Raw genomic sequence first — 25,956 nt, forward strand, 5'->3', positions numbered from 1 at the left:
TCACTGAAGCCGTGGATCTTGTGCAGGGCAGGAGGGATCGGCGCGCTGGCGTCCGTCAGCGTCGTCGGTTTCGTCCAAGGGTCTCGGACGGCGACTCTCCGAACCGCTGGCGGTATGAGCCCGCGAACCGTCCCAAGTGGACGAATCCCCAGGACACCGCGATATCGGTGACGGTCAAGCCCGGCACTGCGGCCGTGAGTTCCTCGTGCACCCGGCTCAGCCGTACGTTGCGCAGGTACGTTGTTGGTGAAACCCCGGCATACCGCCGGAACCCGGCCTGCAATGCTCGAACCGAAACTGCGACCGCCGCGGCCAGAGTGGTGGTCGTCCACGGTTCGCCCGGCCGTTCCTCCAGCATTTCGACTGCTCGGCGCACCGGTCCCGGCGGGATGTGGTGGTGTGTCTCGACTTCCTCGCGGAAGTCGTGCTGCAGGGTGAGAAGCAGGCCATCGAGCAGGAGTTGCTCCAGTGTGCTCGCCGCGAGGGGATGGCGGCGGAGCAGGCCTGGCCCCTCGAACTCGTGCAGGAACGGCGCGAGTATCTCCAGCACACCCCGTTGCGGCGCCGTCACGAACCCGATCCGGTCCACTCGGCGCGCAAGCATGGCTGAGAGCCGTTGTTCCAATGGCCGCCGCTCCACCATGAGGCAGAGCTGCGCGCAGTCGGTGCTCCAGGTGATCGATGCGGGTTCGCCCGGCAGGTACGGGACCACCTCCCCGGTTTCGGCGTCCACCGATCTCCGTCCGAATGAGGATCTGGAGTGCCCGGCGACCGGGAGGTCGAAGTGGTAGTCGGCCAGGTCGTTCGTGCGCATGTCGAGTGTCTGCCCGTACGTGAGGTACGCGGCGGTGATGGCACCCAGCCGCGCTGCGTTCAGCCGCATGTCGAGTGGTGCCTCGGTATCGGCGGGTGTGATCCGGTGTGGCAGGAACACACGTCCTCGTCGAGGTGCCGATCCCTCCCAGCGGACCAGCCACCGCGGCGGCCTGGGGCATCAGGGTCGGCTTCGTACCGGACACCGTCGTCGTCGAGATCGACGAGCAAAAGGGTTCGATGCTGCTGCACGTGCTCGACGCGCGCGATCCCGACGCCGTGATCGCCGCGCAGACCGACTCCTACGAGCGGCGCCAGCGCCGGGTCTTCCCCTGACCGCCCATGCCCGCCTTCATCATCGTCCCCGCGCTGATCTGGGCCACGCTCCTGCTGGTCGCCGGCGGCCTGGTGTTGGTCCGCGCCCGCGACGTGTTCCAGCGGATCGTCGCACTGGACCTCCTCGCGGTGATCGTCATCGCGCTGCTGGCCTTGCTGAGCTACGTGAGGGGACAGCCGTACTGCTTCGACGCCGCGGTGGCGCTCGCCCTGATGTCCTTCGTCGCCACCGTGGCCACGGCCCGGTACCTCGACAAAGGAGGACCGTTCGGATGATCTCGGTTCTGCTCGACGTGATCGGTGGCGTGCTGCTCCTTCTCGGCCTGGTGCTGCTCACGATCAGCCTCGTCGGCATCTTGCGGCTGCCCGGCACCTACGGCCAGCTGCACGCCCAGGGACTGGCCACCGGGCCTGGTGTGATCGCGATCCTGGCGTCCTCGATCGCCACCGAGAACGCCGCGACCATCACCTTCGCCGTGCTCGCGATCGTGTTCATCGCACTCGCCTCGCCGGTGTCCAGCCACGCGATCGCCAGGGCCGCCCACCGCCGTGGTCGACGGCGAGGCAGCGAGGGCGAGCCGGGAGATTAGGTGTCGATCCAGTCCGGGCGGGTGGCACCGCCGGGATCGAGGCGCTCGAGGATCTGTTGGTGAGCGGCGTGCATCTGGTTGAGCTGCACCGGATCGAGCACGTCCACCACCAGTTCGCGCACGAGGGCGACGTGACCGGACGATGCCCGTTCGACCGCGGCCATGCCAGCCGCGGTGAGCACCGCGCGAGAGGCACGGCCGTCGTCAGGGTCAGGTTCGCGACGGAGGAGACCACCGGCTTCGAGGCGCTTCACCACGTTCGACAGCCGGGACAACGAGGAACTGGTGAGCTGGGCGAGCTTGCTCATCCGCAGCGCCCGTCCCGGCAGTTCGGACAGCATCGACAGCACGTGGTACTCGAAGAAGTCGAGTCCAGCGTCGCGTTCGAGCTGCGCGTCGAGGGTCGTGCGCAGCTTGGTGAACACGCGCACCATGTCGAGCCACGCCAGGCGTTGCTCGGCGGTGAGCCAACGGGCACCCGCGCCGCGCTCGGCGGCTGAGTCTGTAGTCACACCCTTACTTTAGTTCAATCTTGAACAAAATGCGCTATGATTAGTTCAAGGTTGAAGTTTTGAGAGGAGATCAGGATGCGAATCGCGATCATCGGTGCGGGCAACGTGGGCGGCGGACTGGCCGCGGCTGCTGCCTCCGTCGGGCACGAGGTCACCGTCGCCGCGGCCCACGAGGAGAACGCGGTGAAGACGGCCGAGAGCATCGCCGGCGCCAAGGCTGCTTCCACCGCCGCGGCGGCCGCACAGGGCGCCGACGTGGTCGTGCTGGCCGTTCCGGCCGCTGTCGCCACCGGCGTGCTGGCCAGTCTCGGTGACGTCGACGCCGTCGTGGTGGACGCCACCAACCCGCTCAACGACACCTTCAGCGACCTGACGACGGACGGCACGAGCCACGCCGAGCAGCTGGCCGCCGCGGCACCTGGGGTAAGGCTCGTGAAGGCGTTCAACACCGTCTTCGCGTCCCGGCTGGGCAACTCGAGCCAGGACGGTCAGCCGTTGGACGGCTTCTACGCCGGTGACGACGAGACGGCCAAGGCCGTCGTGGCGCGGCTGCTGACCTCGCTGGGCTTCCGCCCGATCGACGCGGGTGGTCTGCGCATGGCCCGCGCGCTGGAGGAGATGGCGTTCCTGAACATCACCCTCAACGTCCGCAACGGCTGGTCCTGGCAGAGCGGCTGGAAGCTCGCCGAACCCTCCGCCTGACCGATCGCGTCCACGAGAAAGGAACTCCACGCCATGATGGCCCCGGTACGTCTCAACCACGCCGTGTTGTTCGTCGCCGACCTGGAACGGGCCGAGCAGTTCTACACCGAGGTGTTCGGCATGGAACTCGTCGCTCGTGAGGCCGGGGTCGGCGCCGTGTTCCTGAGGCTGCCCCGCTCCGGAAACCACCACGACCTCGGACTGTTCGCCAGTGACCAGGCAGCCGGACCTCGTCAGCGCCGTGTGGGCCTCTACCACCTCGCCTGGCAGGTGGACACCATCGACGAACTCGCCGAGTTCCGCCAGCGGCTGACCGAAGCCGGCGCCCGCACCGGCGAATCCAGTCACGGAGCCACCAAGAGCGTCTACGGCATGGATCCGGACGGCAACCTGTTCGAGGTCATGTGGATGCTCCCGCAGGCCGAATGGGGCCGCTACGCCAACGCCGGCGTCGTGGAGTTCCTCGACCTCCCCGCAGAGGTCCTCAGGTGGTCCGGCGTGCGCACCGCGGGCCGCATCGTCCAAGAAACCGGTGTGTGAGCAGTACCCCGAGCCTTGCGCCGCAGGCGTTTCCCAACGGACACAAAGGAGTGACCGATGACAGACGCAACCGCGAACAAGCCGATCGTCGTAGGAGTGGACGGATCCGCCTCGGCGATCCACGCGGCACGCTGGGCCGCCGCAGAGGCTGCCCGCCGTGGCACGCAGCTGGTGCTCGTGCACAGCAACCCACCTGTTCCTGTCCACTCGCCACAGGTAGCGGTGTCGACCGCGGAGTTCGCCGAAGCGGTCCGAGACCAGGGCCGCCACTGGCTGGCCACGGCGAAGGCCTCGGCCGAAGTCGTGGCGCCACAGGTCGAGATCAGCACCGAACTGGTGACCGGCGGCGCCGCCGAGCAACTCGTTGGACGGTCAGCTTCCGCGCAGCTCGTGGTCCTGGGCTCACGGGGACTGGGCGGATTCACCGGACTCCTGGTGGGATCGATCGCGGTAGCGGTCAGCACCCACGCCCTCTGTCCCGTGGTCGTGGTGCGCGAAGCGCAACCCCAAACCGACCGCGCTGAGAACGCGCCGATCGTGGTCGGCGTCGATGGTTCCGCTGCCAGTGACGCGGCGCTGAAGTTCGCGTTCGAAACCGCCGCACGCCGCGGAGCGCCTGTGCTCGCCGTGCGAGCCTGGCACGACGCCTTGGTCGACGCGACGCGGCTCACCGTGTTGATCGCGGCGAGCGTCGAGGCGATCGAGGCCGACGAACGACGGTTGCTGGCCGAGCAGGTGGCTGCCTGCGCTCAGGCCTGTCCCGACGTGCCGGTGCGACGACTGCTCAGCCGCGACGGCCCGGCGCCCGCCCTGATCGGACAGTCCGCGTCGGCACAGCTGGTGGTGGTCGGTACGCGCGGACGGGGAGGCTTCCGCGGCCTGCTGCTCGGATCGACGAGCCAGTCCCTGATCTACCACGCGGAATGCCCCGTCGCCGTCATCCCGCCGGCGCACCAGTGACGTCGCAGAACCCCGCGAAACAGGGCAAGGAGGCATGAAGTGACGGAGTCGTTCAGCGGTGTTCACAACCCGCCGCGGGGCACCTATCGACTGCGACTCACCCCGGACGAGGTCCGCGAACTGGGCAAGTACCTGTCGGTCATCGTGGCCAAGGTGCGAGCGGCGATGACGGACGATCCCGATGAACCAGATCTTCACTCGATCAAGAAGCTCACGGTAGATCTCGCCGGCGCTCCCACCGCCCCTGGTGCGCAGCTGGTCCTGCTCGTCAAGCTGTTGCGCCGCACCCTCGGGAACGGTGTTCTCATTGAACTGTCAGGGGTGAGACCGACGATTCTCGCGTCGCTCGTCGCCTTCGGCATTCCTCGGGACGTGACCGTGATCGACCCGCGGGGCCGCCCGTGGACCAGCTGAACCTGGTGTCAGATCACCACGGCCGCTGTTGTCCGGGCCGTTCTTCACCGACCTCGCCCGGCGCAACGGCCACCTGCCCAACGTCATCTGGGAGCCGTGGAACGAACCCCTCCAGGTGAGCTGGAACGACGTGATGAAGCCGTACGACCAGGCCGTGGTCAACGCGATCCGGTCCGTCGACCCGGACAACGGCGTCGTGCTCGGTACACCCACCTGGTCACAGGATGTGGACCGACTGGAAGCGAGCGAACAGCATCTCCTGGACGGCGTGGAAGCTCGACGTCGGAACCGACACCACGAACCTGTTGTCGCGAGGTGCGCCCGTGACAGGCGCAGCACTTCGTGGTGGACGCCCGAGTCTTCGAACCGCAAGCTGTTCCTGCACGGCCGGCAGACCGTCTAAGACATCGTGGTAGTTCGTTCCTGTCGAACGGTGTTGTCGAGAACTGGACCACGCTGATGGGCACCGTGGCGTTCAACCCGCTGAGCGCCCTGATCCACGCGACGATGGCGGAGATCTGCGAGCACGCGGAGCGCCGCGACCTGGTGGCCAGATGATGGTCGAGCCCCTGACTGTGGCACGTGCCGCGGGCGGGGCACCACAAGACTTCGATGGTGCAGGACCTCGAGGCGGGCAAGCGGCAGGAGATCGACCTGATTTCGCGCACGTCAACGGTGTTATAGCTCTCAAACGACTACTGCTGGTCGTACGAACGCCAGTCGTACGGAAGACGCCCGCTTCCCACGTGGTGCTCGTGTGCCCAAAGTGGACGCCATGCCCACTGATCCTCCCGCAGCGGAATCGTCCGCCCTGTCGCGGCGCACGTTCGTCACGACCACGGTCGCCGTAGGTGGCGCGGTCGCCGTCGGCGACCTGGTCGCGGCGCCGCTCGCGCTCGGTGCCGCGCCCGCGGCGGCGACCGAAGCGGTCCTCAGCACCCGTGTTTCGCTCGTCGTCAACGGAAAACAGGTCACCGCGACCGTCGACAACCGGACCTCGTTGCTGGACCTGCTGCGCGAGCACCTCGGGCTCACCGGCTCGAAGAAGGGGTGCAACGCCGGTGCCTGCGGTGCCTGCACCGTGCTGGTCGACGGACGCCGCGTCAACGGATGCCTGACGCTCGCCGTTCGCCTGGAAGGCGCCAAGGTCACCACGATCGAGGGGCTGGAGAACGGAGATCGGCTGCACCCGTTGCAGCAGGCGTTCATCGACCAGGACGCCTTCCAATGCGGCTTCTGCACGCCCGGCCAGATCATGTCCGGCATCGGCTGCCTCCAGGAAGGGCACACCGGGTCCGCCGATGAGATCCGGGAGTGGATGAGCGGCAACCTGTGCCGTTGCGGCTGTTACGTCAAGATCACGCGCGCGGTGGAGCAAGCCGCGCGCTGGAAATGAGGTACGGCCATGTACCCGTTCTCCTACACCAAAGTTTCCGACGTGCCTGCGGCTGTCAAAGCGGGCAGTGACGGCGGACGTTACATCGCGGGCGGGACGACGCTGGTCGACCTGATGCGCGAGACCGTCGAACGTCCCGGCGCGCTGGTCGACATCAGCGCGCTGCCACTGCGCGACATCGCGGCCACCAAGGGCGGAGGGCTGCGCATCGGCGCACTGGCGCGGATGGCGGAGGTCGCCGCCCACCCGACGGTGCGCGCGTTGTACCCGGTGATCTCGCAGGCGCTGGAGCTCAGTGCTTCCCCGCAGTTGCGGAACATGGCCTCCATCGGCGGCAACATCATGCAGCGTCCCCGGTGCACCTACTTCCGCGACGTGACCGCGGCCTGCAACAGACGCGAGCCCGGCTCCGGCTGCGCGGCTCGTGAGGGCTTCAACCGCACTCACGCCATCCTGGGCACCTCCGATCATTGCGTGGCAACGCATCCCTCCGACGCGGCGGTGGCGTTCGCCGCGCTGGAAGCGACCGTGCACCTGCTGGGTCCGGGCGGGGAGCGCACGGTGGGTTTCGCCGACTTCCTGCTGCGGCCCGGCGCCACGCCGCAACGCGAACAGAACCTCCGCCCCGGCGAGCTGATCACCGCGGTGGAGATCCCGTCCCACCCGCGGCCGTTGCGGTCGGGGTACCTGAAGGTGCGGGACCGGCAGTCCTACGAGTTCGCGCTCATCTCGGCGGCCGTCGCGCTGCACGTGCGGGGCGGGGTGATCCAGACGGCGAAGGTGGCGGCCGGTGGCGTTGGCACGGTGTCCTGGAAGCTGTCCGCCGTCGAACGGCGACTGATCGGTCAGCGGCCGTCGGAAGCCTTGTGGACGCAGGCGGCCGAAGTGGCGGCGGAGGGTGCGCAACCCCTGACGCACAACGGTTTCAAGGTCGAGTTGCTCAAGCGCACGGTGGAACGCCAGCTGCGCGTCGTGGGAGGTACCAGGTGAGCCCGCAACCGCAGAAGGCCGTCGGTTCGCCGCTGTCCCGTGTGGAGGGACGGCTCAAGGTCACCGGCCGGGCCGACTACGCGGTCGATCACGACATCCCTGGAGCGGTGCACGCCGTCGTGGTCGACAGCAGCATCGCGCTCGGCCGGATCACCGGCATGGACACCAGTGCCGCCGAGTCGTATCCCGGTGTGCTGAAGGTGATCACCCATCTCAACGCGCCGAGGCTGGTGTACCGCGACTACCCCGGGACGAACCCGCGGGGCCGGAGGCTGAGGGCCTTCCAGGACGACCAGGTCCTGTTCTTCGGTCAGCCGGTGGCCGTCGTCGTGGCCACCACGATCGAGGCCGCCCAGCACGCCGCCTCGCTGGTCGAGGTCTCCTACGAGTCCCGGCAGTCCACGACCGATCTCACGGGCCGTCCGGGCAACGTGATCGGGAACTACGCGCGGGGTGATGCGGAGGCGGCGTTCGCGGCCGCGGACGTCCGGCTGGAGAGGCGGTTCGACCTCGCCCGCAACCACCACAACCCGCTGGAGCCGCACGCCACCACGGCCCGCTGGGACGGCGAGAAGCTCACGCTGTGGGACAAGACCCAGGGTGTGAACCTGACGCGGAACGAGGTCTGCGCCGTGTTCGACATCCCGCCGGAGAACGTGCGGGTGATCTCGCCGTTCGTCGGTGGCGGGTTCGGCAGTGGTCTGCGGACCTGGCCGCACGTCATCATCGCCGCACTGGCCGCACGCGAGGTGGGCCTCCCGGTGAAGCTCGCGCTGAGCCGCAGGCAGATGTACTTCACGGTCGGCCACCGGCCCCGGTACGACTACCGGTTGCGGCTCGGTGCGGACCGCGGCGGCCGGGTCACCGCGATGCTGCACGAGCCCTCGTACGAGACCTCGAACCACGAGAGCTTCTGGGAGGCGACGCTGGCGCTCGGGCAGATGCTTTACAACGTGCCCAACGTCAGCCAGGTGCTGCGCAACGTCCCACTCGACATCAACACTCCACTGTGGATGCGAGGCCCCGGCTACAGCAGTACCGCGTTCTGCATCGAAGTCGCGATGGACGAGCTCGCGCACGAGCTAGGCGTCGACCCGGTGGAGCTGCGGCTGCGCAACGAACCCACGAGAGACCCGTCTACCGGGCAGGCCTTCTCCACCAGGAGGCTCACCGAGTGCTTCCGCACTGGCGCCAGGGAGTTCGGCTGGAGCCGGCGCAACCCGAAGCCGCGATCGACCCGTGACGGTGACTGGCTCATCGGCACCGGCGTCGCCACCGGCTGCTACGACACGTGGCTCGGCCAGGCTCAGGCCCACGCCCGGCTCGACGCGAACGGCACCGCGGCGGTCCAGTCCGCGACGAGCGATGCGGGACCGGGCACCTACACGTCGATGACGCAGCTGGCGGCGGACGCACTGGGGCTCGCGGTGCGTGAGGTCGAGTTCCGGCTGGGTGACACGACCATGCCCGTGGCGCCGCCGCAGGGCAGCTCGCAGACCATGGCCAGTGTGGGCTCCGCGGTGCAGGACACCTGCGACAAGCTGCGCCAGCAGGCGATCAGGCTCGCGGTCGGTGACCAGCGCTCGCCGCTGCACGGCGTCAACCCCGACGACGTCGTGGTCATCGGCGGACGGCTGCAGGTGAAGGACAAACCCGCGCGGGGTGAGACCTACCGGCAGCTCTTCGCCCGCAACAACCTGACCCACCTCGAAGCCAACGGCTCCTACACCCCGCAAGCCGACAGCCCGTACTCGATGTACGGCTACAGCGCGGTGTTCGCCGAGGTCGGCGTCGACGCCCGGCTCGGTCTGGTGCGGGTGCGGCGGATCCTCAGCGTCTTCGACGTGGGCCGGGTGATCAGCCCCAAGCTCGCCGACAGCCAGGCGCTCGGCGGCATGATCGGCGGCATCGGCATGGCCCTGCTGGAGCACACGGTCACCGACCACCGCGACGGCAGGATCGTCAACGCCAACCTCGCGGACTACCTCGTGCCGGTCAACGCCGACATCCGTGACCTGCGGGCGATCTACCTCGACGGGGACGACCGCCGGGCCGATCCCATCGGCGTCAAGGGACTCGCCGAGCTCGTCAAGGTCGGTGTCGCGCCGGCCATCGCCAACGCGGTCTTCCACGCCACCGGGCGCCGGGTGCACGAGCTGCCCATCACCGCGGAAGCCCTGCTCTGAGACCGGACGGCCGAGTTCGCCCCTCGTGCAGATCCACGGAACCCGGCTGTCCAGCCCGCCGCCGCCCGGCCCCACCCGGAGAACTCCGGAGCGGCGGCGGGCACCCCGACTGTCCACAGGAGATTCACCGTTGCTGAACATCGCGGACACACTCCACCTCTGGTTCCGCAAGGCCCGCCCGTTCGCGCTCGCCACCGTCGTCCGGGTCAGCGGCAGCGCACCGCTGCCACCCGGCACCTCGCTGGCGGTCGCCGCCGACGGCGCGGTGGTCGGCAGCATCTCCGGCGGCTGCGTGGAAGGTGCTGTCTACGAACTGTGCCAACAGGTTCTGGAGTCGGACGGCCCGCCGGTGCTGACCCGGTTCGGCTACTCCGACGACGACGCCTTCGCCGTCGGCCTGACCTGCGGCGGCGAACTCGAAGTCCTCGTGCAGCTCATCGACGCCGGCGACCGGGTCCCTCTCGTGCTCGCACTGGAGCAGGTGCTGGCCGGACGGCCCGTCGCGGTGACGCAGATCGTGGACGGCCCGCAAAGCCTGATCGGGCGTGTCATGTCCGTGTTCGGAAACGGCAACGCGCACTACGGGTCACTGGGCAGTGCGCGGGAGGACCAGGTGGTGGTGAGCCGAGCCGGCGCGTTGCTGCGAGCGGGGCGGACCGCCCGCGTCGAAGTGGGAGGGGACGATGCCACCTGTCCCGAGCGGCTAACGCTGCTGGTCCACACGCACGCCGCCCCGCCCCGGATGCTGATCTTCGGTGCCGTGGACTTCGCCGCCGCGCTGAGCCGGGCGGGTTCCTTCCTCGGCTACCACGTCACGGTCGTCGACGCCCGCCCCGTCTTCGCCACCCGCGCCCGGTTCCCGCACGCCGACGAGGTGGTCGTCGACTGGCCCCACCGCTACCTCGCGACCGCCGACGTCGACGCCAGGACCGCCGTCTGCGTGCTCACGCACGACGCCAAGTTCGACATTCCGCTGTTGCGCCTGGCCCTCGGTCAACCGGTCGGGTACGTGGGCGCGATGGGCTCCCGGCGCACCCACGACCACCGCCTGGACCTGCTGCGCGAGGCCGGCGTTCCCGAAGAGCACCTCGCGCGCCTGCGTTCACCGATCGGGCTCGACCTCGGAGCAGGCACCCCGGAACAGACGGCGATCTCGATCGTCGCCGAGATCGTCGCCGACGCCAACGAGGGCTCAGGTCTGCGGCTGTCCGAGGTCTCGGGGTCCATCCACCGCCGGGCCGCCTGACGGATCACTCCACTCCGCCAGGACCCGCAGGGCTTTTTCCGACGCCGAGCCCGGCTCGGCGTGATAGGTCTGCAGCCGCTGGTCGGGGTCGTTCGGCAGCATCAGGAGTTCTGTCTTGAGGTCGAACTCCCCCACCAGGGGGTGCCGCATCCGGAGGGGGCCCGTGTTGCCGCAGCCGACGTCGTGGCGTACCCACAGCTGCCGGAACCGCTCGCTCTTCCGCGACAACTCCGTCACCAGGCAGGCGAGCCGGGGATCGCCGGGGTAGAGGCCGTGGTGCGTGCGCAGAATCCTGACGGTGTTCTGCTCCCGGCGTTCCAGGTCCACGAAGCGCTCACGCGTGGTGCTGGAGAAGAACATCAGCAGGGGCCAGTTGCGCTCCTCCGGCGGCAGGTCGCCGAGGTCTCCGAAGATCGTGGCGGCGAGCCGGTTCCAGCCCAGGATGTCCATGCACCGGCCGGTGACGAAGGCGGGGACGCCGAGTGCGTCGAGCAGGTTCTGGATCTCGGGCCGCAGTTGCTGGGCCGTGGCCGGGGGAGCCGTCGGACGCTCCGGCTGGGCCAGCCGGAGAAAGTGGGAGCGTTCGTCCTCGGTGAGCTTCAGCGCGCGTGCGACGGAGTCGAGGACCGAGGTGGACACGCCGTCGCTGTATCCCTGTTCGAGCTGTGCGTAGTAGGCGAACGACACACCTGCCAGCTGGGCCAGCTCCTCACGCCGCAGTCCCGGGACACGGCGATGCCCGCTCGACTGCAGGCCGACGTCCTCGGGTTTGATGCGGGCCCGGCGTGACCGCAGGAACTCCTTGAGCGCGGTCTGGCGGTCCGGTGTGGACGCTTCGTGGTCGCGTAGCGCTGCGTCCGATGACATCTGCACTCCCCGGTTGGTGGTCGGGCACCTGGAAAACGCGGACGCCGACCCTGACCACCCGGTGATCACGCAGGTGAGCCGAGGTCGGCGCAGTGCAGCCTAGAGGTCCGCCCGTGAGTTCGGGGTTGTAGCGCTCCGGCGGCGTCTCGTTTGGGGATCCGCCGAGCGGCTGGTCTTCGCGCAGGCCCGTCAGGTGAGGGCGGCCGCGTCGACCGCCTCGAAGTGGACCTCGATGGTGGAGACCACAGGTCCCTCCGCATCACCGAATTGACGGCCGGACGTTGATGGTTCCGTGCCGGTGGGCAGGGCAGGACGCGTGAGCATCCCGCCCGGCTCACAGGTTCTCGATGAAGTCCAGCAACGCGGCGTTCACCTCGGCCGGGCACTCCTGCGGCAGCCAGTGCCCGGCTCCGGGAACGTCGACGACCCCGCGGAGGTCCTGGCTGATCCGTTTGATCGCACCGGGATCGGTGAACTGCCGGACGACGTCGCGTTCACCGCTGAGGAAGAGCGCGGGCGGCGTGATCCGGGCGTTGTGCCAGGGTGCGGTCAGTTCCCAGTTGCGGTCGATGTTGCGGTACCAGTTCAAGCCACCGCGGAAGCCGGACCGGGTGAACGCCTCGACAGCCACGTCGACGTCCTCGTCGTCCAGCCACGGCGGCAGTGCCTGAGGCGCGGTGAACTGGTCGAGGAAACCTCCGCCCTCCGGCACACCGGGCGCGATCATGTCGCCGCCGAGCACCTTCCGGAAGGTGGTGCGCACGTCCGCTTCGAACTCCGCCTCCGCGACTCCCGGATGCTGGAAGTAGATCTGGTAGAAGCCCTCGCCCAGGTGTTCCCGCAGCAGGCTCAGCGGAGGAGCAGGCGACCTCGGTGCCGGCGGCACGCTGATGCCGGCGACACCGCGCACGAGGTCCGGGCGCAGCAACGCGGTCTGCCACGCGACCACGGCACCCCAGTCGTGCCCGATCACGACGGCCTGCTTCTCGCCCAGCGCGTCGATCAGCCCCACCACGTCCCCCACGAGGTGCAGAATGCCGTACTGCTCAACACCTTCGGGGCTGTCGGTGCGCCCGTAGCCGCGCTGGTCGGGAGCGACGACGCGGTAGCCGGCGTCCACGAGCGGCTGGAACTGGTGGCGCCACGAGTGCCACGTCTCCGGCCACCCGTGCAGGAGCAGGACGAGCGGGCCTTCGCCCTGTTCGGCGATGTGGACGGACAGTCCGTTGACAGACAACTGCCGGTGTGAGGTCATCGGCTGGTCACCAGGTCCTCGAAGACGTTGCGCCTGAGCACCGCCGCCGCTGCAGTGGCGCCGCCGACCATGGCACCGCTGACTCCGGCGCACGCGACGTCCTGGCCGCTGAGGTACAGGCCCGGCACCGGGGTGTGGGCGCTGATCCACTGCTGCCGGAACCGTTCGGGGGTGTGTGCCAGGGACATGAAGTCGCCCGTGGTGCGTCCCAGGAAGTGGTTGAAGCTCAGCGGAGTGGCGAGTTCGACGTGGTCGATCTTCCAGGCGAGCTGCGGGCAGAGCCGCAGCACCTGGCCGAGCAGCTCCTCGGTCAGGCGATCCTTGAGCCGGTCGTACTCCTCGCCGCGCCGCATCCATCGGGTCCCGGCGAACGGTTCGAAGAGCGACCAGTTGGTGAGCCCGCAGACGTCGATCGTGGTGCGGCCGGGGTAGCGCTGTTCCCAGCTCGGGTGCTTCGCGGAGGGGAACGACAGGAAGTACACCGGCATGGGTTCGTTGTGCGGGTCGGCGTGGTGAGCGGCCACGTGAGCCTTCTGGTCCGCGCCGCCGTGGGCCCAGATGTTCGTCCCGTCGAGGCCGAGGTCCGAAGTGGACTCCTTGATGCCGATGTTGAGCACGACCCAGCCGAGTGACGGTTCCATCGCGTGGCATCGTTCGGCGAGACCGGTCTCCTGTGTGACCTCGGCCGGCAGCAGCTGGTTGACCGTCGTGGCGAGACCGGCGTCGCTGATCACCACCGGGGCCGTGAACTGCCGTCCGTCCGTCATCGTCACGCCCTGGGCGGTACCGTCGGCCCCGATGACGATGGACGCCACCTCGGCGCCGATGAGCACCGCACCGCCGGACTCCCGGATGACCTCGGCGACAGTTTCCGCGATCCGGCCGGAGCCGCCGACGGGGAAGTTGGCCCCGTCGAGGTAGTGCCGGACGAGCATGGCGTGCATGCCGAACGACGCCCGCCACGGTTCCAGCGAGTAGTCGCCGAAGTGACCGCAGAGCACCGCGATGAGTTCCTCGTTCTCGGTCAGCTCGGACAGCACGTCGGTGACGGTGCGATCCGCCCTGGCGAGGAACGGCTCGCACATCTGCTCGTAGGCGGCCTCGGCCATCGCGGGCGGAAGCGCGCGGTGGGCGAAGAACGTCTTGGCATCCCGTGAGGTCTCGAACACGAGGTCCAGGTAGGCGTCGATGGCCTGGCTCTCCTGCGGGAAGTACCCCTTCAGGCTCTCGGCGAACTTGGACGCTCCGGCAGGGATCTCGTACGCGCGGTCGCCGACGACGATCCGGTTGTAGATCTCCGGCATCGGCGCCCACTCGAGCTGTCCGTTCGTGATGTGGTCGAAGATGTGGCGCAGCCTGCTGTCGGACCGGTGGACCTCGCCCATGTAATGCAGGCCGGCGTCCCACTCGTACCCGGCGCGGCGGAACACCTGGGTGCAGCCGCCTGCCGTGGTGTGCTTTTCGAGCATCAGCACCCGGTGACCGTCGCGGGCGAGGAAGCCCGCGGTGGTGAGGCCGCCGATCCCCGAACCGATCACGATCGCGTCCCAGGTGTCTCCCACCTGGCTTCGGACGTAGCTCTCTCCTGCGGACATCCGGCTCTCCTCCACTACCTGACTTCATAAACCTGAATCCAGGCATTGGCAGATCATCCCGGTGAACTGATCCGCGCCTTTCCGATGTGAGCGGTGAAGGCGTCGGCCCGCGCTCAACGGCCGACGGCTGGTCTCGAACAAATCTGCGAAAGACCTGATTGCGTCGAACGAGCTGTCGAATGACATCGGGGGAGTATCGAATATCCCCGGATTCGATGACCGCATGGCAAATTGCCTCAGGCAGTCCGGGGATATGTTGGTTTTCAGCTTGTTGCCCGGTCGCAACCGGTGTATATCTCAAGAGTGCAAAGGCGTGCGCGAAGATTCTTCGTGCAGTTCTGAAGCATGCGGAGCCTTCCGCCGGGTTCCGGACGGGGAGACCGTTCCATTTGGGCGGTCGTTGATCCACCGCAACAATGTCCCGAAAGGAAGGCTCGAATGCAGCCAACAGGAAAGCCGACTGCCGGCGCTGCGTCCCTGGCACAGGGGAAGTTCGTTCGAAGGGGTTTTGCCCGCAGGTTCCGTGTCGCTCTCGCCACGGCTGCCCTCGCACTCGCCGGCGTGGCCGTTCACACGGCGCCCGCTCAGGCCGCCAGCACGTGCAACTCGGGCGGGTCGTACGACATGGGCAAGTACTGGATCACCAACAACCTGTGGGGCGCGGGTTCCGGCTCCGGCTGGCAGTGCATCTGGACCAACTCGCAGTCCGGCAACAACATCAGCTGGGGCACGAACTACAGCTGGTCCGGCGCGAGCAACTCGGTCAAGTCCTACGACGCGGCCATTCTCGGGTGGCACTGGGGCTGGCGCCGGTCCGGCACCGGTCTGCCGGTGCAGCTGTCGGCCAACCGCAGCGTCAACACCGGCTTCAGCTACAACGTGCGGCACAGCGGCGGCGCCATGAACGTCGCCTACGACCTGTGGCTGCACCCGATGTCCAACCCCGGCAGCAACAACAACCCGAGCGACGAGGTGATGATCTGGACGTACAAGGCCGGTGGCGCCGGCCCGGCGGGCACCCTCCAGGCCACCGTCACCGTCGCGGGCACCAACTGGGACCTGTACCGCGGTCGAATCGGCGGCTCGACGGGCTGGAACGTCTACTCGTTCGTGCGCAAGTCCAACACCAACTCGGCCGCGTTCAACGCGCGCGATTTCCTGAACCACCTCGTCGGGCGCGGCTGGATGAGCAGTTCGAAGTATCTCACCAGCGTGCAGGCGGGGACGGAGATCTTCACCGGTAGCGGGCAGGTGGACGTCACGAACTTCTACGCCAACGTGGGTTGAGCACCTGGCGGGATCTCCTGACCAGGCGAACATGCAGATGGGGCTGTTCCCGGAAGAAGTTCCGCAAACGGCCCCATCGTGACGTGCCAGCTCTGATCGTGTGCCGCCTGGAAAGGCATCGCTGCTCTGAGCGGTGAGGTTCTGTCGGCTGCGAGCATGTCTGGGTGATCGGTTCGCTGTTGTACCAGGTGTTGCGCAAGCTGCTGTCTGCTCCGGCGGTGCTGCTTCGCTGTGAGGCGGCCAAGGACGCGGAGCTTCTTGTTCTGCGGCACGAGAATGTTGTGCTTCGTCGGCAGTTGACCTGGCCGGTTCGTTACGAGCCCGCGGACCGGTTTTGGTTCGCCGCCCGCGAACGGTTCGCCGAGTTCACCGCGGCCTGGGGCGGCCGGTATCCGGCGATCGTGCGGTTGTGGGACAACGCCTGGGCGGAGTTCGTGCCGTTCCTGGCGTTCGATCCGGAGATCCGGCGGGTGATCTGCTCGACCAACGCGATCGAGAGCGTCAACGCCGCATCCGCCGCGCGGTCAAAGCCCGCGGGCACTTCCCCAACGAGCAAGCAGCGCTCAAATGCGTCTACATGGCCATCATGAGCCTGGACCCGACCGGCACCGGCCGCAAACGCTGGACCATGCGGTGGAAACCCGCGCTGAACGCGTTCGAGATCGCCTTCGACGGCCGCCTGGCCGCCGGACGCAAGTAGTTGTTTCCTTCAACCCGAGTTACACCGCTCGCGCGTTTGACAGACCCGGCTTGAGCTGCAGCGATGAATTTTCGAGCGGTACAGGATACGGACACTCCGTGATGCGGGGACGACGTAGGGGCCTGACAGGTCCTGCGTCGCGCGTCAGATGCCGAGCATGGTGTTGAGCTCGTCCAGGGACTTCACCGTCACGTAGTCGTAGCCGTGGGTGACGGGGTCGCAGCCGCGGTCCAGGAGGACGAGGTTGCGGAAGCCCATGTCGTGCATCGGCATCAGGTCGTAGCGGGTGTGCGAGGAGACGTGCACGAAGTCCTCGGGGGACGCGTCGAGCTGGTCGAGCATGTACTCGAACGCCGCGTACCGGGGCTTGTAGTAGCCGGCCTGCTCCGCGGTGTAGACCGCGTGGAAGTCCGCTCCGAGCCTGGGCACGCTCTCCTTGAGGAAGGAGTCGTCGGCGTTGGAGAGGATCACCAACTTGTAGTTCTCACCCATCTTCTTCAGCGGTTCCGGCACGTCGGCGTGCGGGCCCCAGCTGCGCACGCCGTCGGCGAACCGCATGCCCGCGTCCGGGGCGGCCTTCACGCCCCACTTGCGGCAGACCCCCTCGAAGGCGTCCTGCAGCGTCTGCTCGTAGGGGTAGTACTTGCCGAGGACCGAGTCGTAGCGGTAGCCGCGGAACTCCTTGACGAACTGGTCCCAGTGCTCGGCCGGGATCTGGTCGCCGACGAGCTCACGCGTGATGGGGGTCATCGGCCACTCGATCAACGTGCCGTAGCAGTCGAACGAGACGTACTTCGGGCGGAACTGGAACGAGGGAATGGGCATGGTGGAGCTCCCTTTTCAGGCATGGCTGTGACAGAGATGCCGAGGTGAGGTGAGTGATGCCGCCAGGGTCAGGCGGCGCCGGTTCCTGCCGGAGCGAGGAAGTCGACGGGGTGATCGGTGTGGCCGTCGAGCGCCAGGTCGGCGGCGATCTCTCCCATCGCGGGCGAGAGCTTGAAGCCGCTGCCGGAGAATCCGGTCATGACGATGATGTCGTCCTCGCCGGGGAGATGGCCGACGAGCGGGTTTCCGGAGTTCGTGTAGCCCTCCATGTAGGCCGACATCCTGATGGGGTCGGGGTTCAGGTCGGGCATGAGTTCACGGATGAGCTCGTGGAAGGTGCCGAGTTCGTCGGGGCGGACAGTCCGGTCGAGCCGTTCGGGCTCAGGCACCGGTAGGTGGCGTGCGAAGGAGAGGCCGAGCTTGACGGAGATGCCGTCGGGCGACGGGATCCCGAAGCAGTCGTGGGGTGTGCTGCGCACGAAGGAAGGGGCCCCGCCCGCGAACCAGTCGTGGCGGGTGGGCAGGTGCCAGGAGCAGACCACCCGGCGGACGTCGACGGTCCGTGGAAGATCCGGGAGCAGTGTGTTGACCCAGGGGCCCACGGTCACCACGGCGGCGTCCACGTGGTCCGTTCCGTGGTCGGTGACGATCTGCACGCCGCCGCCCGCCGCGGGGACGACTTCCCGCACCGGGGTGTAGCGGCGCAGCTGGGCTCCCAGCTGTTCGGCGCGGGTGGCGGCCGCCTGGACCGACGCCTCGGGCCTGATGACGGCTCCCAGCCGGTCGAGTACGGCGGTGTGTCCGTCCGGGAGAAGGTGCTGCGGGTAGCGACGGGCGAGGGCGTCCCGGTCGAGTACTTCGTGGTCCAGGCCGTGGGCCGCGCTGGTGGAGAGGAGCAGACGCATGGCCGGCGAGTCGGCCTCTCCCATCACGAGGCTGCCGCCGTGGCGTCGCAGTGACCGGCCCGTCTCCGCTTCGAGCTGCCCCCACAGCTCGTCCGCGAGCCGCAGCAGCGGAATGTACCCGGGCTCGCCGAGGTGGGCGGCTCGGAAGATGCGGCTCTCGCCCCCGGCCGCGCCGCGGTCGTGACCCGGCGCGTACCGGTCGTAGCCGACGACCTCGGCTCCGTGGGCGGCCAGTCGCCACATGGCCTGGCTGCCCATGCTGCCGGCGCCGATCACGGCGACGCGCTTCGGAATGCTCATGAGGTCGCTCCTTTCTTCCGATTCGGTCCCACTGGGACGGTGTTCGCTTCCCGGCCCGAAGATGACTCAGAGATGCTCGATCAGCTCGTCGGTGAACTCGGCGGTGGTCGCGGTACCGCCCAGGTCACGAGTGCGGACGTCGGTCTTGGCCAGGACCGAGACGATCGCGTCCGTGATGTCCCTGGCCGCGTCGGGATGGCCGAGGTGGTCGAGCATCATGGCCGCGGACCAGATCGCGCCCAACGGGTTGGCGATGCCCTGGCCCGCGATGTCGGGTGCGGAGCCGTGCACCGGCTCGAACATCGAGGGGAAGTCCCGCTCGGGGTTGAGGTTGGCCGACGGGGCGATGCCGATGGATCCGGCGACGGCGGCCGCGAGATCGCTGAGGATGTCGCCGAAGAGGTTGGAGGCGACGACGACGTCGAAGCGTGCTGGTTCGAGGACGAACTTGGCCGCGAGCGCGTCGATGTGCTCCTGGTCCCACTCGACCTGCGGGAACGACGCGGACCGCTCGGTGACGAGCTGGTCCCAGAACGGCATGGTGTGCACGATGCCGTTCGACTTGGTAGCGGAGGTCAGGCGTCCGCCGCGCTCGGAGGCGAGCCGGAAGGCGTAGTCCACCACGCGTGTGACGCCTGCCCGCGTGAACACGGCCTCCTGCACGGCGATCTCGTCCGGGAAGCCGCTGTTGAGCCGGCCGCCGACCTCGCCGTACTCGCCTTCCACGTTCTCCCGCACGACGACGAAATCGACCTCGTCCGGCCGCGCGCCACGCACCGGACTGTCAATGCCTTCGAAGACGCGGATGGGCCGGAGGTTGACGTACTGGCGGAAGCCGCGCCGGATCGGGATCAGCAATCCCCACAGCGAGACGTGGTCGGGCACCCCGGGGTATCCCACCGCACCCAGCAGGATCGCGTCCTTGTCGCGCAGCTGGTCGAGCCCGTCGGCGGGCATCATGGAGCCCTCCCGCACGTACCGCTCGCACGACCAGTCGTACGACGTGTAGGACAGGCTGAAACCGTGGCGGCGACCCAGCACGTCGAGGACCTGCTGTGCCGGGGGCAGTACCTCGGTGCCGATGCCGTCGCCTGGGATCAGGGCGATGCGGTGGTTCGTCATGGCGAAGATTGCAGCAAGGCGGTCCGTGAAGCGTCCAAGACGCAAAGCGGATCACCCTTATAACCGGTGCCTATCAGCGGTCGGGGGCCGCGGTTGCAGCCCTCACAAACGCGGCGGCCGCGGGCGACAGGATGCCGCGGCGGCTGACGAGCGCGATGTCCAAAGTGGCCTCCGGCTCGATGTCCAGGACGCGCGCGCCCAGTCGCCGGACGACGTCCCGCCACGCATCCGTGACCACCGCGAGCCCGACCCCGGCCAGTACCAGGGGCATGAGCGACACGCGGTGCTCGGTCTCGGCGGCGACGGTGAGCTCGATGCCCTGTTCCTGCAGCACGTCGACGTAGGCGCGCATGCCAGTTCCCGACTGCCCGACGATCAGCCGCTGTCCCGCGAGTTCCCGGCAGTGCACCGACGTCCGGCCGGCGAACGGGCCATCGGCCGGCACCGCCAGCACAAAACGCTGACGCCCCAACGGATGCGAGGCCACCTCCTTGTCGGAGACCGGGCCTGAGGATGCCAAAAGCCCCAGCTCCACAGCACCCGTGCGCACCATGTCGATCACATCACGCGAGGTGAACGCGGCCTTGATGACCACGGAGACGCCGGGATACCGGCGGCTGAAGCCACTCACCAAACTCGTCAGCGGCTCCACCGCCTGCGACGGCATCGACGCCACATCCAGGCGCCCCTCACGCAGCTCGTGCACCGCCGCGACACTCGCCCGCGCCGTCTCCAGACTCCGCACGGCCTCCCGGGCAGGCTCGATCAGCGCCCTTCCGGCTTCCGTCAGCACTGCCCTGCGCCCGATGCGGTGGAACAGCTCGGAGCCGAGATCACGCTCCAGCGCCCGCACAGCCTGCGACAGCGAAGGCTGCGACACGTACAGAGCCGAGGACGCTCGGTTGAACCCCCCACGATCAACGATCGCGAGGAAGTACTCCAGCTGCCGAATGTCCATACGCCTCACTGCCCTCGAGAAATCAGCCGACGACTCGATCGGTCCCCACCGCGGTGGCGTGCAGGACCGCCTCGACGAAGTACGGACGCCGATGCATTGGCCCGTAATCGTCACCGACGCGGGGACACAGAGCTAACCGAGGCGCTGGACGCGTGTGATGGAGCGGCCGCACAGCCGCTCTGACGTGGATGAACGCGTGGTTGGTCACGGCACCGAGCCCTGGGCTCATCGTGACGCGCACCGTCGAAACAAGTGCCTATATAGAGCAATTACCCCCGCGGAGACAATTGCTCCCGTGGGGTAATTCCGTGTCCGAGTCGCACACTGTTCACCCCGTAGCACTCCCTGGCGCTGAGTAGCTCCACCTGGCCTGTTGGACACATCAGGCCCGTCCCGCGGATGGTCACGCGAGACGGGCCTGGCCTTCGCGCTCATGGGTCGTACCAGCAAGTGCCTCGCAGTGGGACAGAGGACGACCGTCGTTCAGGCGTGTCCCTTCGCAGGAAGACGCGTCCAGGGCATGTCGGTGAGAGGCGTGCCGACGGGACGGCTGCGGCGGCCTGCGGATAACTTGGCGTGCGGCGGTTTGCGGACGATACGTGAGGCTCCGCCGCCCGTCATCCCGACAACATGCTGCTCAAGCGAGTTGCTGTTCGCGCAACCAGTACGCCGCAGCCTCACGTACCGCGGCGTCCGGGTCGCTCAACGCCTCACGGACCAGACCAGCGAGGTGGCGGGAGTCCCGGCCCCAGCACAACAGCGAGAAGATCGCGAGACGGCGAATCGACGCGTCTGGGTCGTACCGCATCGCCCGGCACAGCAACGGCAGCACCCGCTGCCCGGCCTGACTGCCGAGCGGGCGCTCGCCGAGCACGCTCACGGCGTGCCGGCGAATGATCATGTGCGGCGAGCTCAGACCGTGCAGGGCTGTGTCGACCTCCGCAGCGGTGATGCGGCAGTACCCGCTGCCCGGGGTCAGGCTCTCCGTCAACGCCGGCAGATAGCCGGGCCAGTGCTCGATGACCCACGCCAAGGGCCGGTAGTCCAGTGGCAGCGTGACGACAGCGTGGTCGCGGAAGGAGGTGTACGGCCCGGCGACCGCGCTGGCCACCGCACCCTCGGAGAGGCTGTCGGCGCGTGCGAGAACGAGGTCCAGCCGACCGAGGCGAGACAGCGCGATCGCGGCCCAGTGGTCCGCGTCGGCATGGCCCAGCGCGAGGTACAGCGCGTGGATGACGCTTTCGGTGGGCCTGCCGATGTCCGCGAGGATCTTCGCGGCCTGCCACGCGCCGTCCGCGCTGCCGAGCAGGTCGATCAGCGCGGGGAACGCCGCCGGCCCGAGATCGCGAAGCGCCTCTTCGGCGTCCTCCGAGTCGACGGGACCCCCGAACGTGCCCAGCAGGTCAACCAGTCGCACGGCGCGCTCGCCGGGCGGGAGCGCCGCGAGCTCGGCCAGGGCGACCGCCCGCTCGTCCAGCTCTGGAAAGTGGCGGCTCACCTCAGCGGCGGTCAGTACCTGCTTGATCAGCGACTCGTAGTCGTCGAGATCGATCAGCACCACCACGAAGTCCTTGTCGGTGACGCCGTTCGCACGCAGCGTCTTGCGCGCTCGTCGGCAGACGCGGACGAGCGTCGCCAGAAACCTCTTGAAGGTCTCGTTCCAGTGGTCGGTCGTGCCGGCGCACGCCTCCGCCGTCAGCGCCCGCTGCCAGTGTTCGGCGACCTCGGGCGGGAGCCAGTCGTCGGCGTAGTCGTCCCAGTCCGGGGCGTTCCAGCGCACCTCGTCCTGGAGTTCGGCGGGTTTGCGCGCCAACGCCTCGACGCTGTTGATCCCGAAGACGGGCAGTGCGATCACGCCGTCCTGTTCGCGGTAGATGTGGTCCAGCACGGCCGCGTAAACCGCTCGCCGGTGCGATCGCGCACCGCCGCCGTGACAGTCCGCACCACGCCGTCGTGGAGGATCCGCTCGAACTCCGCCCAGTCCAGGCCCGCAGCCATTCCAGCATGCTACCGAGGGGAATGCGTCCGATGTGGATGATCCCGTCGAGCCAGTGATCCGGGGGCAGGGCATAGCGGTGCGCTATGGAGCCAAGCGACGCGCCTCGTCGCTGATCATCCTGGGCCCGAGTGAGAAACTCTGGCGGGGGCGATCCAGTTGACCGAGCCCAACGCACTGACCACATTCATGTCCGCTTTTCCTTTGATAACACCGGCCTGGTGGCGTGTGCGGGTCTACTCTCGCGACCCGAGAGGGCAAGGTTCGTCCTCTGCACCCAGGAGTGCTGCAGTGTCCTGGGCCAACAGCTCGGCCGGGTTGTTCTGCACAGAGCAGTGGCCGTGGGGGGCGGACGTGAGCGAAAACCCTGAACGCACGCATGGCCGATCGAAGCCGCGCGCCGCGGCGTACTTCTGCTGCGTCGTCGCCGGTTGCGTGCTGATCCTCGCGGTCGTGGTGGCGTTGGCGATCACGGCCGACCGGCTGGGCGGTGGTGCCCTTTACTTCGTCGGCCTCGTCGCGGCCCACCTGATCTGCCAGCCGGTCGGCAGGCATGCCGTCGTCAGGTGCTGGGTCGGGTTCAAGCGGAACACCTCGGCAGACGGATGGTCCGCGCTCCGGGCCGATCCCCGTCGTCCCGTGCTCTACCTGCGCTCGTTCCTGGTCGACGATCTGCTGGCGCGCACCGGTGAGACCGCGATGGACTACTTCCGGACCGAGGAGGAGCGGCTCGCCCGTGCGTTCGCCCGGATCGGACCACTGGTGGCGATCGGGCGGCCCGGCGAGCCACTTCCACCGGCCGGTGCGTCCCGTGTCTACGTCGGCGACGACTGGCGGGAGACGGTGCGTGAGCTCCTCGACCGCTCCCAGCTGGTCCTCATCGGTGCGGGACGGGGTGAGGGACTGCGCTGGGAGCTCGACCAGGTCAGAGCAACCGTCGACCCGCGCCGCGTCGTGGTCCTGCTCCCGTTCGGGAACTGGGAGTACGACAACTTCCGCTCCGACGTGGCCGACCTGTTCCCGCACCCGCTGCCCGACCTCGCACCCCTGCCCGACGCCGACGACCACACGGTCCGAGCAGCACTGCACTTCCGCGAGGACTGGACCGCGGAACCGGTCCGCCTCAGCACCGATCGCGCCACTAGCCTCGAGATGGCGCTGCTGCAGCAGCTCGCACCCGTCTTCGCCCACCTGGACGACACCCGTGCACCGACCAGGCTGCAACGGCAACGCGACCTGAGGTGGCTGGCGCTGAGCTTGGCGGGTCTCGTCCTCCTGCTGTCCGCGGTGTGGGGACTCCTGCGCGTCTTCGTGCTGCGCTGAGACCAGGATCAAGACAGTCCCGTCACTTCGGACGAACCTGCTCAGGTTCAGCTGGTTCGCCGACCGCTCGACCGGACCCCACGACGTGGTGGCGTGGATGATCCTGTCCGTGTTGGCGGAGTCGGGTAACTGGAGTTCAGACTACTGGAGCGATCTTGGCGTGCTGGAGTTCGTGGAGTTCGTGCTCGATCGGCGTGAGCGTGCCAGAGCCGTGTGGCGTCGGCGGCGGTTATGGAACATCTCGAGATACTCGAACAGGGCGTTGGCCAACTCGATACGAGTGCGCCATCGTCGGCGGTCGAGCAACTCCGTTTGCACACGTCCCCAGAACGATTCGATCATGGCATTGTCATAGCGGTCGCCGATCGACCCCATCGACGGCAGGAGCCCGGATTCCTTGGCACGCTTTGTGAAGCTCCAGGATGTGAACTGCACTCCGTGGTCGGAGTGGATCACTGTGCCGGCGGGGAGTGGGGACCGGTTCGAGATCGCCATGCCGAGCGCGTTGGTCGCCAGGGCGGCGGTCTGGCCGGAGTCGATCGACCACCCGACGACGCGGCGGGAGTGCACGTCGAGCACGACCGCGCGATACACCTTGCCCTCGCGGGTCGGGTTTTCGGTGATGTCGGTGACTCACAACGTGTTTGGCGCCGCACGGGCGAAATCGCGGTCGACCAGGTCCACGGCGGTGGGTGTGTCGTGTTTCGGTCGCGGCCGGCGTCGGTTGGGCAGGCCCTTGATCCCGTTGCGGCGCATGAGAAGTCCGACTGTGTTGTGCCCGACGGTGATCCCGCGTCCGAGGGTGAGCTCGGCGTGCACCCGAGGGGCGCCGTAGACCTGGAACGACTCGATGTGGATCTCGCGGATCAGGTCGGTGAGCCAGGCCTGGCGGATCGCGCGCGGTGAGGGAGCCCGGTCTCGCCAGTCGTAGTAGCCGGACTCGGACACCCCGAGGACACGGCAGGCGAGTTGGACTGATCGTCCTTCCGAGGCGATCACCGTGACCGCTTCGTACCTTCTTTTGGGGCGCTGTTGACCTGCGGTTCAGGGCATTTGGGCGCAGTCCAGGTCGATCCGAGGACTCCTTCTGTGCGAACTATGGCACCGACACCGCGCTGACCTGCGGAAACGAGCCTCTTGCAGGTCGGCGCGGGTCCGTTCAGGTCCATTGAGGACCGTTATGGCATGTTCAACCTGCGGAGTTGTTCCCAATCTGCTCCCACGCCGTGCTCCCAAGGCTCATCGGCTCTGTCTGTCCGGGGCCGGCCGTGCACGCTCGGCGGCATGAGCGGATGTTCAGCAGGTGGCTGTCGGCGGACTCATCCCTGGTACAGCCAGATCCAGTTCCCGCTGGGATCCTTGACCGCTGAGCTGCGCGGCATTCCCGTCCGGTCACGTGGTGCCACGACCTCGATGCCCCCTGCCGCGAGCGCCTGGGAGTGACGGGTGTCCAGGTCGTCGACCAGCAGTCCGAAGGTCGTCGGTCCAGGGCGATCGGTGTCGGTCCGGTCGTTGATCAAATGAAGCAGGAAGAAGCCGTCCTGGCCGTACTCGCCGAACAGGAACGACGAGTGGTCCTGCTCATCTGAGCGCCGGGTCACGTCGTAGCGCAGGTCGAAAGCGGACTGGTAGAAGGCGATCGACGCCGGTGTGTCGTCCACGGCGATCTTGATCTGGACCGGCCGACAGCCGGACAGCGGAGCGGACATGGAGATCCCTTTCGTCGTAACACGGTCGATGTCGTCGATTCGAGCGCTGATCAGGCTGCGCTGGCGCTCCAGCCGACGCCGGTGGGCGGCGAGCACGTCACCCGCCTTGCCGTCGTCTGCCAGGATCTGGCGGATCTCCTCGATGGGCAGGTCGATCCACCGCAGTTCGCCGATCAAGCGGGCGAGCCGGACCTGGTCACGCCTGTAGCGGCGGTAACCAGACACCGGGTCGACCTCGCTCGGGGTCAGCAGGCCGACGTCGTCGTAGTGCCGTAGGGCATGGATCGACAGTCCAGTGAGGTGAGCGAACCGCCCGATCGCCACCAGTTCCGAATCAGCCACCCGTCCACCATGCCGTCTCGGGTAACCCGAGGGTCAAGAGGACATGGACACCTCCATGCACTGCTCGATGTTGGTACGGTTGTGCAT

Annotated in this window: 27 protein-coding genes and 1 pseudogene; 15 read left to right on the forward strand and 13 right to left on the reverse strand. The window is 68.0% G+C overall.

Annotated features, from left to right (window positions below; translation table 11 throughout):
- Window positions 1-55: 55 nt before the first annotated feature.
- Complete coding sequence (locus G7043_RS40045) at window positions 56-883, reverse strand: AraC family transcriptional regulator (protein ID WP_242643209.1); 828 nt, start codon at window positions 881-883, stop codon at window positions 56-58.
- 38 nt (window positions 884-921) lie between these two features.
- On the opposite strand from G7043_RS40045, the gene G7043_RS40050 reads away from it, so the two are divergent.
- Genes G7043_RS40050 through G7043_RS40060 form a run of 3 tightly spaced genes read left to right on the forward strand, consistent with a single transcriptional unit; the run spans window position 922 to window position 1,739 of the window.
- Window positions 922-1,149 (forward strand): Na+/H+ antiporter subunit E, encoded by a 228-nt coding sequence (locus G7043_RS40050; protein ID WP_166053948.1) that lies wholly within the window; start codon window positions 922-924, stop codon window positions 1,147-1,149.
- Between the two features lie 6 nt (window positions 1,150-1,155).
- Window positions 1,156-1,425 (forward strand): monovalent cation/H+ antiporter complex subunit F, encoded by a 270-nt coding sequence (locus tag G7043_RS40055; RefSeq protein ID WP_166053949.1) that lies wholly within the window; start codon window positions 1,156-1,158, stop codon window positions 1,423-1,425.
- Window positions 1,422-1,739: a monovalent cation/H(+) antiporter subunit G gene (locus G7043_RS40060; RefSeq protein WP_166053950.1), complete on the forward strand. Its 318-nt coding sequence runs from the start codon at window positions 1,422-1,424 to the stop codon at window positions 1,737-1,739. The genes G7043_RS40055 and G7043_RS40060 overlap by 4 nt, the downstream gene beginning before the upstream one ends.
- Here the strand turns inward: G7043_RS40060 and G7043_RS40065 are convergent.
- The gene (locus tag G7043_RS40065) at window positions 1,736-2,251 is read right to left on the reverse strand and encodes a MarR family winged helix-turn-helix transcriptional regulator (protein WP_313888315.1); all 516 of its coding nucleotides are present in this window, start codon (window positions 2,249-2,251) and stop codon (window positions 1,736-1,738) included. The two genes, G7043_RS40060 and G7043_RS40065, sit on opposite strands and share 4 nt — an antisense overlap.
- A 75-nt stretch (window positions 2,252-2,326) precedes the next feature.
- Here G7043_RS40065 and G7043_RS40070 point away from each other — a divergent pair, with 75 nt between their 5' ends.
- The 9 genes from G7043_RS40070 to G7043_RS40115 all read left to right on the forward strand — a co-directional run bounded on the left by G7043_RS40070 (window position 2,327) and on the right by G7043_RS40115 (window position 10,685).
- Window positions 2,327-2,953: an NADPH-dependent F420 reductase gene (locus tag G7043_RS40070; RefSeq protein WP_166053951.1), complete on the forward strand. Its 627-nt coding sequence runs from the start codon at window positions 2,327-2,329 to the stop codon at window positions 2,951-2,953.
- 33 nt (window positions 2,954-2,986) lie between these two features.
- Entirely contained in the window at window positions 2,987-3,493 is a 507-nt protein-coding gene (locus tag G7043_RS40075; protein WP_166053952.1) for a VOC family protein, read from the forward strand.
- Window positions 3,494-3,550: 57 nt separating this feature from the next.
- Window positions 3,551-4,453: a universal stress protein gene (locus G7043_RS40080; RefSeq protein WP_166053953.1), complete on the forward strand. Its 903-nt coding sequence runs from the start codon at window positions 3,551-3,553 to the stop codon at window positions 4,451-4,453.
- A 39-nt stretch (window positions 4,454-4,492) separates the two neighbouring features.
- Window positions 4,493-4,867 (forward strand): hypothetical protein, encoded by a 375-nt coding sequence (locus G7043_RS40085; RefSeq protein ID WP_166053954.1) that lies wholly within the window; start codon window positions 4,493-4,495, stop codon window positions 4,865-4,867.
- 28 nt (window positions 4,868-4,895) lie between these two features.
- Entirely contained in the window at window positions 4,896-5,270 is a 375-nt protein-coding gene (locus G7043_RS40090) for a cellulase family glycosylhydrolase (protein ID WP_207312378.1), read from the forward strand.
- A gap of 372 nt (window positions 5,271-5,642) precedes the next feature.
- A complete protein-coding gene (locus G7043_RS40100) occupies window positions 5,643-6,263 on the forward strand; it encodes a (2Fe-2S)-binding protein (RefSeq protein ID WP_166053955.1) in 621 nt (206 codons plus the stop codon).
- A 9-nt stretch (window positions 6,264-6,272) separates the two neighbouring features.
- Window positions 6,273-7,253: an FAD binding domain-containing protein gene (locus tag G7043_RS40105; protein WP_166053957.1), complete on the forward strand. Its 981-nt coding sequence runs from the start codon at window positions 6,273-6,275 to the stop codon at window positions 7,251-7,253.
- A complete protein-coding gene (locus G7043_RS40110) occupies window positions 7,250-9,439 on the forward strand; it encodes a xanthine dehydrogenase family protein molybdopterin-binding subunit (RefSeq protein WP_166053958.1) in 2,190 nt (729 codons plus the stop codon). Before G7043_RS40105 ends, G7043_RS40110 begins: the two co-directional genes overlap by 4 nt.
- Window positions 9,440-9,569: 130 nt before the next feature.
- A complete protein-coding gene (locus G7043_RS40115) occupies window positions 9,570-10,685 on the forward strand; it encodes an XdhC family protein (protein ID WP_166054154.1) in 1,116 nt (371 codons plus the stop codon).
- Here G7043_RS40115 and G7043_RS40120 read toward each other — a convergent pair.
- The 3 genes from G7043_RS40120 to G7043_RS40130 all read right to left on the reverse strand — a co-directional run bounded on the left by G7043_RS40120 (window position 10,632) and on the right by G7043_RS40130 (window position 14,402).
- Window positions 10,632-11,552 carry a helix-turn-helix domain-containing protein gene (locus G7043_RS40120; RefSeq protein ID WP_166053959.1) on the reverse strand — a complete coding sequence of 307 codons (921 nt, stop codon included), beginning with the start codon at window positions 11,550-11,552 and terminating at the stop codon, window positions 10,632-10,634. The genes G7043_RS40115 and G7043_RS40120 overlap by 54 nt on opposite strands.
- A gap of 334 nt (window positions 11,553-11,886) precedes the next feature.
- Window positions 11,887-12,807: an alpha/beta fold hydrolase gene (locus tag G7043_RS40125; RefSeq protein WP_166053960.1), complete on the reverse strand. Its 921-nt coding sequence runs from the start codon at window positions 12,805-12,807 to the stop codon at window positions 11,887-11,889.
- Window positions 12,804-14,402, reverse strand: a complete 1,599-nt coding sequence (locus G7043_RS40130; RefSeq protein WP_166053961.1) for a phytoene desaturase family protein — start codon at window positions 14,400-14,402, stop codon at window positions 12,804-12,806. Before G7043_RS40130 ends, G7043_RS40125 begins: the two co-directional genes overlap by 4 nt.
- 561 nt (window positions 14,403-14,963) lie before the next feature.
- Between G7043_RS40130 and G7043_RS40135 the strand changes: the two genes are divergently transcribed.
- The gene (locus G7043_RS40135) at window positions 14,964-15,689 is read left to right on the forward strand and encodes a GH12 family glycosyl hydrolase domain-containing protein (RefSeq protein ID WP_166053962.1); all 726 of its coding nucleotides are present in this window, start codon (window positions 14,964-14,966) and stop codon (window positions 15,687-15,689) included.
- Window positions 15,690-16,030: 341 nt separating this feature from the next.
- Window positions 16,031-16,389 (forward strand): annotated as a pseudogene (locus tag G7043_RS47840) (transposase); the annotation flags it as partial.
- Window positions 16,390-16,533: 144 nt separating this feature from the next.
- Here G7043_RS47840 and G7043_RS40145 read toward each other — a convergent pair.
- The 5 genes from G7043_RS40145 to G7043_RS40165 form a co-directional block, all read right to left on the reverse strand.
- Window positions 16,534-17,214 carry a haloacid dehalogenase type II gene (locus G7043_RS40145; RefSeq protein ID WP_166053963.1) on the reverse strand — a complete coding sequence of 227 codons (681 nt, stop codon included), beginning with the start codon at window positions 17,212-17,214 and terminating at the stop codon, window positions 16,534-16,536.
- Window positions 17,215-17,282: 68 nt separating this feature from the next.
- Entirely contained in the window at window positions 17,283-18,419 is a 1,137-nt protein-coding gene (gene solA, locus G7043_RS40150) for an N-methyl-L-tryptophan oxidase (RefSeq protein ID WP_166053964.1), read from the reverse strand.
- Between the two features lie 66 nt (window positions 18,420-18,485).
- Complete coding sequence (locus G7043_RS40155; protein WP_166053965.1) at window positions 18,486-19,541, reverse strand: tartrate dehydrogenase; 1,056 nt, start codon at window positions 19,539-19,541, stop codon at window positions 18,486-18,488.
- A gap of 73 nt (window positions 19,542-19,614) precedes the next feature.
- A complete protein-coding gene (locus tag G7043_RS40160; protein WP_166053966.1) occupies window positions 19,615-20,499 on the reverse strand; it encodes a LysR family transcriptional regulator in 885 nt (294 codons plus the stop codon).
- A gap of 637 nt (window positions 20,500-21,136) precedes the next feature.
- Window positions 21,137-22,387 carry a DUF4303 domain-containing protein gene (locus G7043_RS40165; protein ID WP_207312379.1) on the reverse strand — a complete coding sequence of 417 codons (1,251 nt, stop codon included), beginning with the start codon at window positions 22,385-22,387 and terminating at the stop codon, window positions 21,137-21,139.
- A 462-nt stretch (window positions 22,388-22,849) separates the two neighbouring features.
- Between G7043_RS40165 and G7043_RS40170 the strand changes: the two genes are divergently transcribed.
- On the forward strand, window positions 22,850-23,818 hold the full coding sequence (locus tag G7043_RS40170; protein WP_166053967.1) for a hypothetical protein: 969 nt from the start codon (window positions 22,850-22,852) through the stop codon (window positions 23,816-23,818).
- Window positions 23,819-23,959: 141 nt separating this feature from the next.
- Here G7043_RS40170 and G7043_RS50170 read toward each other — a convergent pair whose 3' ends face one another.
- From G7043_RS50170 to G7043_RS40185, 3 genes are all read right to left on the reverse strand, one after another.
- Complete coding sequence (locus G7043_RS50170; protein WP_313888339.1) at window positions 23,960-24,442, reverse strand: DDE-type integrase/transposase/recombinase; 483 nt, start codon at window positions 24,440-24,442, stop codon at window positions 23,960-23,962.
- Window positions 24,443-24,451: 9 nt separating this feature from the next.
- Entirely contained in the window at window positions 24,452-24,817 is a 366-nt protein-coding gene (locus G7043_RS48920; RefSeq protein ID WP_166053969.1) for an IS3 family transposase, read from the reverse strand.
- Window positions 24,818-25,137: 320 nt separating this feature from the next.
- Entirely contained in the window at window positions 25,138-25,869 is a 732-nt protein-coding gene (locus G7043_RS40185) for a MerR family transcriptional regulator (protein WP_166053970.1), read from the reverse strand.
- Between the last annotated feature and the right edge of the window lie 87 nt (window positions 25,870-25,956).

The organism is Lentzea alba (assembly GCF_011067745.1).
Classification (GTDB): Bacteria; Actinomycetota; Actinomycetes; order Mycobacteriales; family Pseudonocardiaceae; genus Lentzea; species Lentzea alba.